This is a genomic window from Rhodococcus sp. (in: high G+C Gram-positive bacteria) (assembly GCF_049286785.1).
Lineage (GTDB): Bacteria > Actinomycetota > Actinomycetes > Mycobacteriales > Mycobacteriaceae > Rhodococcus_F.
The window spans coordinates 1-11992 of sequence record NZ_JBAQEO010000452.1 but is presented as its reverse complement, the minus strand read 5'-3'; the positions used below and the strand labels follow the sequence as shown (position 1 = coordinate 11992).

The window sequence follows — 11992 nt, the reverse complement described above, 5'->3', positions numbered from 1 at the left end:
GGGGGTGATCTCGGGCCTTCGCACACGGGCTACAGCCTGCCGCGGAGAACCTGTTCGATCTCGGTCGGCGTCAACAGGCGTTCGAGCTTTTCCGCCGGCCAGGTCGAAGGGCTTCCCTTCAAGCGGGCGGATTCGAGTAGTGGGAGAGAGTTGCGGTGGTCCCACCGCAGGATCGAATGAATGTTCACAACGATCACTTCCGAACCGATTCGTCGAGCAACTGCACTTTACTCATCGGCGATTCTGCCCTCCGGGTTACACGGATCGCGTGAGGCGCGCGGCACGTCGAATATTGTCGACAGGCCGGGTACCGCGGTGACCTACCGCACATGCTCCGGCACTGTGCGCCTACGATGACCCGGAAGTGTTTGTTACCGTCCGTACCGCCTTCCATGACTGGAGACAGCCGAATGGCCAAGACCCTCGAAGCCACGATCGATATCGCCGCGACCCCGCAGGACGTGTGGGCAGTCGTGTCGGACCTGAAGCGGATGGGCGAGTGGAGCCCGCAGTGCCGGAAGATGCGCGTTCTCGGCGGCGTCGTCGAGAAGGGCGCAAAGACCGTCAACCTCAACCGTAAGGGCCTCCTGGTGTGGCCCACGACGTCGAAGGTCGTGCGCTTCGAGCCCAACAGGTCGCTAGCGTTCCGGATCGCCGAGAACCGCACGATCTGGTCGTACGATCTCGAACCCACAGAGTCGGGCACCAAGGTCACCGAGCGGCGGGAGGCGCCCACCGGAACGTCGAAGGTGTCGCAGTTCCTGGTGAAGACCGTTCTGGGCGGGAACGACGACTTCGAGGTCGAACTCGTCGAAGGCATGAACGCCACCCTGGCCCGGATCAAGGCCGCCGCCGAACGCACCTGAACCGCCCGACCCTCGACCTCCGAGGCCCGAGGGTGCTCACGCCGCTTCGAATCTTCGACATCTTCGACGGGGCGTGAGCACCCTCCAGGGATCCCCAGCGCATGGCGCCCTGGTGACGCTCGCCCATCCGCATGATCGAGGCCCGCAAACCCCGGCCTCCCGCCGTCCGCCCCGCCTCCGTGCACAGGTCGACGCCCTGTGTGCGTACTCTCTCCTGATGCCGTTGGCACCTGCCGCACTCACGTAACCTGTGAGGGCCCCGCAAAGCGAAGGCAGCATGCCCATCCGAGACAGTAAGAGGAGCCCGTGGCCCGCAAGCCCAGACCACCCGGAACCGCACAGACCACCGGGATCGGACATTTCGTCGATCTCGTCCGCGGAGCCGTCCCGCCTCTCCATCCGGCCGGCCTGCCCTTCGTTCTCGCACCGCTCGGCGTGGCCGTTCTGGGCCGCAGGCGCAAATGGGTTCGCAACAGCGCGCTGACCTCTGCCGCCGCCTGCGCCGCGTTCTTCCGCCATCCGCACCGCGTTCCGCCCAACCGGGCCGGAGTGGCGGTCGCGCCCGCCGACGGTGAGGTAGCACTCGTCGATTCCGCGGTTCCCCCGTCGGAACTGGACATGGGGTCCGAGCCATTGCCCCGGGTCAGCATCTTCCTGTCCGTGCTGGACGTGCACGTGCAACGCAGCCCCGTCGGCGGCGTGGTGCAGAAGGCCGTCCACCGCAGCGGCCGGTTCCTGTCCGCTGATCTCGCCGACGCCAGTGAGGTCAACGAACGCAACAGCATGCTGCTCCGCACCGCCGACGGACACGACGTCGCCGTCGTGCAGATCGCCGGACTGCTCGCCCGCAGAATCGTGTGCGACGCCCAGGTCGGCGACACCCTGCCGATCGGTGACACCTACGGTCTCATCCGGTTCGGCTCCCGGGTCGACACCTACTTTCCTGTGGGCACCACCCTTCTGGTCGAGCGGGGCCAGCGCACCATCGGCGCCGAGACCGTCATCGCTCTACTGCCGTGATCGCACCCAGGAAACAACGCCGCCGACCACAGCAGGCCGTCCGGCTGTTGCCGAGCGTGGTCACGATTCTCGCCCTGTGTGCAGGATTGTCCGCCGTCAAGTTCGCTCTCGACGGCGAACCGGGAACAGCGCTGGCCATGATCGGTGCGGCCGCCGTCCTCGACTCGCTCGACGGACGTATCGCACGAATGCTCGACGCCACCAGCAAGATCGGCGCCGAACTCGATTCGCTGGCCGACTCCATCTCGTTCGGGGTCGCGCCGGCGCTGGTCCTCTACGTGACGTTGCTCGATGGTCAGAGCTTCGGCTGGATCATCGCGCTGATCTTCGCAGTCAGCATCGTGCTTCGGCTGGCCCGGTTCAACACCCTGCTCGACGATGACGACACACCCGGATATACCAGTGACTACTTCGTCGGTGTTCCGGCACCGGCCGGGGCGCTCATCGCCCTCACCCCCCTCGCGGTGGCGGCCCAGTGGGGCGACGGCTGGTGGACCTCGTATCCCGTCGTCGTGGTGTGGACGGTGCTCTCCGCCGCCCTGATTGTCAGCCGGATCCCGACGCTCGCGCTGAAGAGCGTCTCCGTACCACCGCATATGGCAGCGGGGCTGCTCGTTCTCGTTGCTCTCGCGGCGTCGGCGCTGGTCACCTACCCGTACATCCTGCTCATCGTGCTCGTCGTGGTGTATCTGGTGCACATTCCCTTCGCGGTCCGGTCGAAGCGGTGGGTGGCTGCCCGGCCCGAGACGTGGGACATCAAACCCTCCGAGCGGCGCGCCATCCGGCGCCATCCCGACACCCGCGGCAAGCGTTCGGCGGCCCGGCTCGGACTGCGCCGTCCCCGGGCCGGATAGCTCCCATCCGCACGTAGGCTCGACGACGTGACCACTCCGGAAATCGCGCTCACAGTTCGTCTGAACACGTCGGCCGCCGACACCCGGCGCGGTGTGATCCGGTTGCACCCGGAGGCGCTCGCCGCCCTCGGACTGCGCGAGTGGGATGCCATCGGTCTCATCGGGGCACGTCGTACCGCCGCCGTCGCGGGCCGGGCGCCGGCCGGTACGCCTACCGGAACCGTGCTGCTCGACGACGTCACGATGTCCAATGTCGGCCTGTCCGAGAATGCGACCGTGGTGGTGACGCCGGTGACGGTGTACGGCGGGAAGTCCGTGACCGTCAGCGGTTCGAATCTTGCCGTCACCTCCATCTCCGATGTGACGCTGCGGCATGCCCTTCTCGGAAAGGTTCTCTCCGTAGGCGACACCGTGTCGCTGCTGCCCCGCGACCTGGGCCCGGGCACCAGTACCGCACCCGCCACGCAGGCCCTGTCCCGCACGTTCGGTGTCGCCTGGACCTCGGAACTGCTCACCGTGACCGGGGTCGATCCTGCCGGTGAGCCGGTAAGTGTTCAGCCGAACACCGCCGTCGGCTGGGGCGAGGGCGTGCGGGCCCCGCTCTCCCCGCAGCCCCGAAGGCCGTCGGCGCCATCGGCCGAGACACGCGAGACGCCGGCCGTCCCCGTCGAGGATCTGATCGGCTCGCACACCCAGGCGGCCAAACTCACCGAATGGCTCGGCCTCGCGCTCGACGAACCCGAACTGCTCCGCAAGCTCGGTGCCTCACCTCATCTCGGTGTGCTGGTGACCGGACCGGCCGGGACGGGCAAGGCAACTCTGGCGCGGTCGGTGCTCGCCGCACGACGGGTGGTCGAACTCGACGGTCCCAGCGTCGGCGCCCTGGAAGCGGATTCGCGGTTGCAGCGGGTCACCGCCGCGGTCGAGAAGGTCCGCGGCGGGGGCGTGCTCCTCATCACCGACATCGACGCCCTGCTTCCCGTCACTCCCGAACCGGTGTCCGCGTTGATCGTCGATCAGCTGCGACGCGCGATGGACATTCCCGGCCTCGCCTTCGTCGCCACCTCCGCACATCCCGAGTCGGTCGACACCCGTCTGCGAGGGCAGGACCTCTGCGACCGCGAACTCACACTGACACTTCCCGACGGCGCAACCCGCAAAGCGCTCCTCGAACTGTTGCTACGCAAAGTTCCCACCGACGACGGCCTCGCCCTGGACGACATCGCCGCGCGCGCACCCGGATTCGTGGTGGCCGACCTCGCCGCCCTGTGCCGGGAGGCCGCACTCCGCGCCGCCTCCCGGGCCAGCAAGTCGCCCGGCGAACCGGTGCTCACCCAGGACGACCTGCTGGGCGCCCTCGACGTGATCCGCCCACTGTCGCGGTCGGGATCGGAGGAACTCGCCATCGGCAGTCTCACGCTCGACGACGTCGGGGACATGGTGGAGACCAAGCAGGCACTGACGGAAGCCGTGCTGTGGCCGTTGCAGCACCCGGATTCGTTCGCGCGCCTCGGTGTGGATCCGCCCCGCGGAGTGCTGCTGTTCGGTCCGCCCGGGTGCGGCAAGACGTATCTGGTTCGGGCGCTGGCGAGTTCCGGGCAACTGAGTGTGCACGCCGTCAAGGGCGCCGAACTGATGGATAAATGGGTCGGCGCCTCCGAGAAGGCGGTTCGCGAGTTGTTCCAGCGCGCCCGCGACTCCGCCCCGTCGTTGATCTTCCTCGACGAGGTGGACGCGCTCGCCCCGCGTCGCGGTCAGAGCGGCGACTCGGGGGTGGGCGATCGAGTGGTCGCGGCACTGCTGACGGAACTCGACGGCGTCGAACCGCTACGTGACGTCGTGGTCCTCGGAGCCACCAACCGGCCCGACCTCATCGATCCTGCACTGCTGCGTCCGGGTCGGCTCGAACGGCTGGTGTTCGTGCCGCCGCCGGACTCCGAGGCACGCAAGGCGATCCTGCGGACCAGCGGCAAGTCGGTGCCGCTCGCCGACGACGTCGATCTCGGTGCCCTCGCCGAGGATCTGGAGGGCTATTCGGCGGCCGACTGCTCGGCGCTGTTGCGCGAAGCCGCCCTGTCGGCGATGCGCCGGAACATCGACGCCGCGGATGTTTCGGCGGTGGACGTCGCGACGGCACGCGACAAGGTGCGCCCCTCGCTCGATCCCGAGCAAGTGGCGCACCTGAAGGCCTACGCGCAGGCGCGCTGAAGAATCAGGTCCACCGATCGAGCAGGGTGGCAGCGTGCGCGCCCAAGGCGGCCTGGAAGAACGGCCCGAAGCTCACGCGAGCGACGCCGAGTGGTCCGAAGCTCGCGGGATCATCCTTGTCGGGCAGACCGATGGCGTTCACGGGCAACGGCAGTTCGGAGGTGAGCCGCTTCTGTGTGGCGTCGTCGTGACGGCCCACCGGGTAAAGGACATCCGCTCCTGCTTCCGCCGCAAGAATCAGCCGCGCGATCGCCCGATCCACGCGATCGGACTCGTCGCCGATCTTCTTCACGAACAGGTCGGTCCGCGCGTTGACCACCACATGAACGCCCGCTGCATCGGCGGCCTGCCGTAGTCCGCCCACGAAATCGGCATGCTCCTGCGGTTCGCGCAGCCGGCCACCCTCGCTGTGCACCGTGTCCTCGATGTTCAGTCCCACCGCGCCCGCGTCGATCAGTCCCTCGACGAGGCGAGCCGGCTCCAGGCCGTACCCCGACTCGATGTCCACCGAGATCGGCAAGTCCACCGCCGAGGTGATCTGGGTGATGCGATGGAGCAACTCGTCGAAGGTGATGCCCTCGTTGTCCGGCTTGCCGATCGAGTCGGATACCGGGTGGCTTCCCACCGTCAGCGCGGCGAACCCCGCCGTGACGGCCAGATTCGCCGACCACGCGTCCCACACGGTGGGCAGAATGACGGGGTTGCCGGGCTGGTGCAGCTCCAGCAGGGTTGTGGCCTTGTCGCTGATCGATGCCATCTATGGCTCCTCGCCTCGGATGTTCGGGCGGTCTCGGGTGTTCGAGCACGACTGTTCATGCCATTCCTACCCGCTCGAGTACCGTGAGCGGATGGACTTGCGCGAACCTCTGCCGGCGGCAGCAGCACTCGCGTCCGGCGCGCTGGCCGGATTCGTCCTCACCAATCCTCGTAGTCGCGCGTGGACCATCAATGCCTCGGACCGCGAGATCGACAGGTGGATCAGCAGCCAGCCGACGGGGGTGGCGGTGGCGCTCGTCCTCGCCGTGATCGCCGTGGCCGGTCTGCAACGGTCGGGCTCGCGGCGAACCGCGTGGGTCGTCTGCGCGGTGTGCGCCCTGGCACTGATCGGCGCCCGGTGGGCCGTACCCCATGTGGGCGGCATCGACATTCTGATCGCACTGCACTTCGCGAAGACCGCGGCCGCCGGAGTCCTGCTGGGCGCCTCGGTCGCCGCCGTGTGGGGTCGGCGGCCGTCGCAGCTCTCTCTCACCCTCGGTGTCGCGAGCGCGTTTCTTCTCGCGAGCGTGCAACGACTGCCCCGCGGAGAAGCGGCATATCTGGAACCGACCGCAATGAGCACGTCCGCAATCGGTGAGCCGCCGGTGTGGCTCCTGATCGCCGTCGTTGCGCTCGCAGTCGTGTCGGCCGCGCTGGCGCAGCCGCAGTTCCGGGTACAACGACCCGACCGCAGAATCTTGCTCGCCGCGATGGCAGGTGCCCTCGCCCTCGCACTGCTCAACCGGCTACTCGGTGCGTGGATCGAGGATCAGGAGTTCGGCGAGCCGCTGACGATCTGGCTGATCGTGTTCTTCGCACTCGTACTCGTGCTGGCCTGCACCGAGGTGGTCGCTCGCCGCTTCCCCGGAACGGACGGGCGTTTCCTTCTCGCCGCCACCGGTGTCACCGCCGCTGCCGTTCCCGTGCTCGATCATCTGCGAAACCCGATCGTGACGACACCCGCACCGCTGGTTCTCGGAGTCGGAGTGCTCTCACTCGCCGCCGGGATCGTGGTGTCGGTCCGTGTGCCGTCGGAGCACCGACTCCCCGAACGGGGTCTGTGCGTCGCGGCCCTGGTTCCCGCCGTGTCCACGGTCTGGCCCATGCTCGGCAACGACGGCGTCGGACTCCTCGGCCGACTCGTCGTCCTCGGCGCCGGCGCAGGTTTCGCACTGGCCTCGGCGCTACCGGGATCGGCTCCGGTCGCGGCCCTCGGCTCGGCCCTGCCGTTCGCCTCCTTGGTGTTCGTCGCGGCCACCACCGTTCCGCGCAGCCTGGTGGTGTACGCCTCTCCCGGATTCGAGGTCTCGATCGTGCCGTCGCCTGCGTCCACCGCTGCAGCCGATCATCTCGCCGGCTTCGCGATGCTGATCGTGGTCGCGTACTGCGCCTCCTCCATCCGCGCGCGGCGCGGGACTCCGGAGCACACCGAACCACGCACCTAGTCGACGAGACCGAGCGCGTGGAGCCGGCGGAAGACGAGCATCGACCCGGGCGCGACATCGGGCATGGCGGCGTACTCGTCGACGGTGAAGTAGCGCAGTTCCGCGATCTCGCTGGTGGGCCGCGGTTCCGATCCGAGCTCGGCGAGAAAACACGTCATGTGCAGGCCGGTGCCCTCGGGATGACCGTAGGCCGGTGCCTCGAAGACGCCCAGGCGCTCGAGCGTTCCGTCCACGATGCCCGCGTCGAGTTCCTCCCGGATCTCGCGGTGAAGCGCCTGTTCCGCGTTTTCTCCCCGGTCGATCTTGCCCCCCGCCATATAGAAGGCGGTCTTGCCCACCGATCTCGTCTGGAGTAGCCGCCGGTTGCGGATGTGGGCAAGCGCGGCGGTTCTGATCACGGCGGGCACAGTCGCAACATAGAACACCCCACCGACAGGCTTCAGCACACCGTACCGAATTGTCCGATTTGCCGTGATCGTCGGTCGGGAAAAAGGACCCAGTAGGATGAACGGCGTAGTCCAGCTCGCTAGCCATGCGAACGGTCTGCCTGCCTCGGTTCAAGGCCGAACCGACACCCCGCCGCCCACCGACCCCCGACGGAGTGCCCTTTGCTCGCTGTTCTGCTCGCCCATGCTGTTGCCGCCGTTCTGGCTCCGCTTGTGGTGCGCGCGTTCGGCCGCAACGCTTTCTATCCACTTTCTCTCGTGCCGCTGGCATCACTCGGCTGGGTGATCGCGAACTGGGGAACGGAACAGGCAGTCTCCATCGAGTGGGCTCCCGGCCTGTCGATGAACCTCGACTTCTGGTTCGATCCCCTCGCGGCGATCATGTCGGTTCTGGTACTCGGCATCGGATTCCTCATCCTGGTGTACTGCGCCCGATACTTCGAGGACGACGAACCGCGGCTGGGCATCTTCGCTGCCGAGATGGTGGCCTTCGCCGGGGCCATGTTCGGCCTCGTCGCCAGCGACAACATGCTTCTTCTCTACACGTTCTGGGAACTGACGACGGTCCTGTCGTTCCTGCTCGTCGGGCATTACGCCGAACGCGCGTCGAGTCGCCGCGCCGCAACACAGGCGCTCCTCGTCACCACCGCAGGCGGTCTGGCGATGCTGGTCGGCATCATCATCCTCGGCCAGGTCAGCGGCACCTACAACCTGTCCGAACTGATCGAGGTGGCACCCCGCGGCTGGCTGGCCGGAGTCGCGGTCGTACTGGTGCTCGTCGGTGCGCTGTCGAAGTCGGCGCTCATGCCCCTCCACTTCTGGCTGCCCGGCGCCATGGCCGCCCCGACTCCGGTCAGCGGGTACCTGCATGCCGCGGCGATGGTGAAGGCCGGCATCTACCTCGTCGCGCGGTTGGCGCCAGGGTTCGCGGACGCCGCGCCGTGGCGAGTCACCATCGTCACCCTCGGTCTGCTGACCATGGTTCTCGCCGGCTGGCGGGCGATGCGGGCATTCGACCTCAAGCTCGTCCTCGCCTTCGGCACCGTCAGCCAACTCGGTTTCATGATGGTCCTGGTCGGTCTCGGAAGTCGCGACGCCGCCTTGGCGGGCATGACGTTGGTGGTCGCCCACGCGATGTTCAAGGCGACCCTGTTCATGGTGGTCGGCATCATCGACCACACCACCGGAACCCGCGACATACGCAAACTCGCGCATCTCGGGAAGAGGGCGCCTGCCCTGGCGGTCATCGCCGCACTGGCCGCCGCGAGTATGGCGGGGCTGCCGCCGTTCCTCGGTTTCGTCGGCAAGGAAGCTGCTTTCGAATCCGTCCTGCACACCACCGCGCTCTCGCCCGCCGCGCGGATCGTCGCCGTCGCCGTCATCGTGTTCGGGTCGATCCTGACCCTCGCGTACAGCGTGCGGTTCATGTGGGGAGCGTTCGGGCGCAAGCGTCTTCAGCGCCCCAGTCCGGCGGTCCAGAACATGCACGCTCCCGGACCGCTGTTCCTCGCAGCCCCGGCCACTCTGGCAGTGCTCGGTGCGGCGGCCGGAATCGCGTCGCAGCAACTCGAGAAGCTCCTGACACCGTATTCGACGACACTGCCCGCGGACGGCCCCACCGACTACCATCTCTCGCTCTGGCACGGCGTCAACACCGCGCTACTCCTCACGCTGCTGGTGTTCGTGGCCGGAACCGCACTGTTCGTCGCACAGCGCTGGGTGAATCGCCTGCGCTTCGAGCACCCACCACTCGGCAACGCCGATCGGATCTACGACGCCACCCTGCGCAGCATGGACGCCCTGTCGATGCGGCTGACCGGCGCAACCCAGCGTGGTTCGCTCCCCCTCACCCAGGCAACGATCCTGGGAACTCTCGTCGTGGTTCCGCTGCTGCTCCTGGTGACCGGCACCGACACAAGTGCCGACGTGCGGTTGTGGGATTCGCCGATCCAGTTCCTGATCGGACTGATGATGGTGGCGGCCGCGCTGGCCGCGACGATGATGCGCAACCGCCTGGCCAGCGTGATCCTGGTGGGGCTCACCGGTTACGGCTGCGGTGTGCTCTTCGCTCTGCACGGTGCCCCCGACCTTGCGCTCACCCAGTTCCTGGTGGAGACGCTGACGCTGGTCATCTTCGTGCTGGTGTTCCGCAAGCTGCCGGCGGAGGTGGACGAACGCAAGGCCATCGGCTTCAAGCTCCCGCGGGCCCTGCTCGCGATCGGTGCCGGGGTCACGATCACCACGATCGCCGCCTACGCGATCAACGCCCGTAACTCGGCGCCGATCCACCGACTGCTCCCGGACGCCGCGTACTACCTCGGTAACGGCAAGAACGTGGTCAACGTCCTCCTGGTGGACATCCGCGCGTGGGACACCCTCGGCGAGATCTCGGTGCTGCTCGTCGCCGCGACAGGTGTCGCGAGCCTGGTCTTCCGCACCCGCCGATTCGGCAGCGCACCGCGGGTATCGGACGCCCCCGCGGTCACGTCGGAATCCGCGGCGGCGCATTCCGAGACCACGTTGCTGCTCGGCGGCCACCTCATCGATCCGAAACACCGCTCGCTGGTCCTCGAAGTCACCACCCGGCTGATCTTCCCGTCGATCATGGTGTTGTCGGTCTATTTCTTCTTCTCCGGCCACAACGCGCCCGGCGGCGGTTTCGCCGGCGGCCTCACCGCAGGGCTCGCACTGGTTCTGCGTTATCTCGCGGGCGGACGGTACGAGCTCGGCGAGACCGTACCGATCGATGCGGGAAAGATCCTGGGCCTGGGCCTGACACTGTCAGCCGGTACCGCCCTGACGTCGCTGTTCCTCGGCGCCCCGGCCCTGTCGTCCGCCGTATTCGAGGTGTCGCTGCCGTTGATAGGTGACGTCAAGATGGTCACCGCCCTGTTCTTCGACCTGGGTGTCTACCTCATCGTGGTCGGTCTCGTACTCGACGTGCTCCGCAGTCTCGGCGCTCGTCTCGACGCACAGATCGAGGTGAATCAACGGTGAGCTCCAACCTCGGCTTCCTCATCATCGTCGGCGTCCTCGTCTCGACCGGCGTCTACCTTCTCATCGAGCGCAGCATCACCCGGATGCTGTTGGGCCTGCTTCTGTTCGGCAACGGCATCAACCTGCTCATCCTCACGTCCGGTGGTGCGTCCGGAAACCCGCCCATCGTCGGGCGCGACTCGATCCACGAAACCATGGCCGACCCGTTGGCGCAGGCGATGATCCTGACGGCGATCGTCATCACGATGGGTATCGCCGGCTTCATCCTCGCCCTTGCCTATCGGTCGTTCAAGATCACCACGGATGACCTTCTCGAGAACGACCCCGAGGACACCAAGGTCATGCGGCGGCGGTCGCCGGCCGAGGCACCCGACCGCGACCGGTCGGACGACCCACTCACCGGCGCGCCCAGCTTCGTCGGCGACGCTTTCGACAAGGACGGAAATCCGATCCCTCTCGAAGAGCTGAAGAACCTCGAAGACCTCGAATCGTACGAGGACCTCCACGACGGCGACTTCGACGACGAGTCCCCCACCCACTCCGGGAAGACCGGGATCGGGGAGAGGTCGTGACCATTTCTCCCCACATCGTCACCGCCCTCGCGCCGCTCCCGGTTCTCGTTCCGATGCTCGCGGCTGCCGCCACGCTCGTGCTCGGCCGCCGGCCACGGGCCCAGCGCGCCATCTCCCTCATCGCCCTGGTCACCGTCCTCGCCGTCTCCGGACTCCTGCTCTATCTCGCCGACCGTGACGGCACCACGGCGATCCAGGTGGGCGGCTGGGATTCCCCCATCGGAATCACGCTGGTGGTCGATCGTCTGTCGGCGATGATGCTGGTGGTCTCGTCCATCGTCCTTCTCGCCGTCATGGCCTACGCGGTCGGCCAGGGTATCCGGGACGGGAGTGAAGACCAGCCCGTCTCGATCTTCCTGCCCACCTATCTCGCACTGACGGCAGGCGTTTCCAACGCATTCCTCGCCGGCGATCTGTTCAACCTGTACGTGGGTTTCGAAGTGCTGCTGGCCTCCAGCTTCGTTCTGCTCACCCTGGGGGCGAGCGCCGACCGCGTCCGGGCCGGCGTCTCGTACGTGATGGTCTCCATGGTGTCTTCGCTGATCTTCCTGGCAGGCATCGCGTTCGCCTACGCGGCCACCGGCACCTTGAACCTTGCCGACATGGCGGTCCGGATGGACGGCATCCCGTCCGGTACACGCACCGCGATCTTCGGTGTCCTGCTCGTGGCGTTCGGCATCAAAGCCGCAGTCTTCCCCCTTTCCACCTGGCTACCCGACTCCTACCCCACGGCGCCCGCCCCCGTCACCGCGGTGTTCGCAGGCTTGCTGACCAAGGTCGGCGTGTACGCGATCATCCGAGCGCACGCACTGCTCTTCCCCATGGGTG

11 protein-coding genes are annotated in these 11992 nt (G+C 67.3%); 8 read left to right on the top strand and 3 right to left on the bottom strand.

All coding sequences use genetic code 11. The features are described 5' to 3' along the window. Positions 1 to 29: 29 nt before the first annotated feature. On the bottom strand, positions 30 to 188 hold the full coding sequence (locus WAW17_RS16445; RefSeq protein WP_422334014.1) for a hypothetical protein: 159 nt from the start codon (positions 186 to 188) through the stop codon (positions 30 to 32). A 222-nt stretch (positions 189 to 410) separates the two neighbouring features. Between WAW17_RS16445 and WAW17_RS16440 the strand changes: the two genes are divergently transcribed. The 4 genes from WAW17_RS16440 (at position 411) to WAW17_RS16425 (ending at position 4948) form a co-directional block, all read left to right on the top strand. Continuing rightward, the gene (locus WAW17_RS16440; RefSeq protein ID WP_422334013.1) at positions 411 to 866 is read left to right on the top strand and encodes an SRPBCC family protein; all 456 of its coding nucleotides are present in this window, start codon (positions 411 to 413) and stop codon (positions 864 to 866) included. Positions 867 to 1172: 306 nt separating this feature from the next. After that, on the top strand, positions 1173 to 1886 hold the full coding sequence (locus tag WAW17_RS16435) for a phosphatidylserine decarboxylase (protein ID WP_422334012.1): 714 nt from the start codon (positions 1173 to 1175) through the stop codon (positions 1884 to 1886). After that, positions 1883 to 2740, top strand: a complete 858-nt coding sequence (locus tag WAW17_RS16430; protein ID WP_422334011.1) for a CDP-alcohol phosphatidyltransferase family protein — start codon at positions 1883 to 1885, stop codon at positions 2738 to 2740. The genes WAW17_RS16435 and WAW17_RS16430 overlap by 4 nt, the downstream gene beginning before the upstream one ends. A gap of 27 nt (positions 2741 to 2767) precedes the next feature. Then, entirely contained in the window at positions 2768 to 4948 is a 2181-nt protein-coding gene (locus WAW17_RS16425; protein WP_422334010.1) for an AAA family ATPase, read from the top strand. A 4-nt stretch (positions 4949 to 4952) separates the two neighbouring features. On the opposite strand, the gene WAW17_RS16420 is transcribed toward WAW17_RS16425, so the two are convergent. Further along, positions 4953 to 5705 (bottom strand): isocitrate lyase/PEP mutase family protein, encoded by a 753-nt coding sequence (locus tag WAW17_RS16420; protein ID WP_422334009.1) that lies wholly within the window; start codon positions 5703 to 5705, stop codon positions 4953 to 4955. A 91-nt stretch (positions 5706 to 5796) separates the two neighbouring features. Between WAW17_RS16420 and WAW17_RS16415 the strand changes: the two genes are divergently transcribed. Then, on the top strand, positions 5797 to 7149 hold the full coding sequence (locus WAW17_RS16415; protein WP_422334008.1) for a hypothetical protein: 1353 nt from the start codon (positions 5797 to 5799) through the stop codon (positions 7147 to 7149). Here WAW17_RS16415 and WAW17_RS16410 read toward each other — a convergent pair. Then, positions 7146 to 7556, bottom strand: coding sequence for an NUDIX hydrolase (locus WAW17_RS16410; RefSeq protein ID WP_422334007.1), 411 nt, complete (start codon positions 7554 to 7556; stop codon positions 7146 to 7148). The two genes, WAW17_RS16415 and WAW17_RS16410, sit on opposite strands and share 4 nt — an antisense overlap. Before the next feature lie 201 nt (positions 7557 to 7757). Between WAW17_RS16410 and WAW17_RS16405 the strand changes: the two genes are divergently transcribed. The 3 genes from WAW17_RS16405 to WAW17_RS16395 form a co-directional block, all read left to right on the top strand. Continuing rightward, positions 7758 to 10592, top strand: a complete 2835-nt coding sequence (locus WAW17_RS16405) for a Na+/H+ antiporter subunit A (protein WP_422334006.1) — start codon at positions 7758 to 7760, stop codon at positions 10590 to 10592. Further along, positions 10589 to 11164 (top strand): Na(+)/H(+) antiporter subunit C, encoded by a 576-nt coding sequence (locus WAW17_RS16400; RefSeq protein WP_422334005.1) that lies wholly within the window; start codon positions 10589 to 10591, stop codon positions 11162 to 11164. Before WAW17_RS16405 ends, WAW17_RS16400 begins: the two co-directional genes overlap by 4 nt. Beyond that, positions 11161 to 11992, top strand: an 832-nt coding sequence (locus tag WAW17_RS16395; RefSeq protein ID WP_422334004.1) for a proton-conducting transporter membrane subunit, incomplete at its 3' end; no start/stop codon positions are given. The genes WAW17_RS16400 and WAW17_RS16395, both read left to right, overlap by 4 nt.

Coding starts and splice junctions, on each gene's coding strand:
- WAW17_RS16440 (WP_422334013.1), top strand. CDS start 411: ATGGCCAAGACCCTCGAAGCCACGATCGATATCGCCGCGACCCCGCAG.
- WAW17_RS16420 (WP_422334009.1), bottom strand. CDS start 5,705: ATGGCATCGATCAGCGACAAGGCCACAACCCTGCTGGAGCTGCACCAG.
- WAW17_RS16415 (WP_422334008.1), top strand. CDS start 5,797: ATGGACTTGCGCGAACCTCTGCCGGCGGCAGCAGCACTCGCGTCCGGC.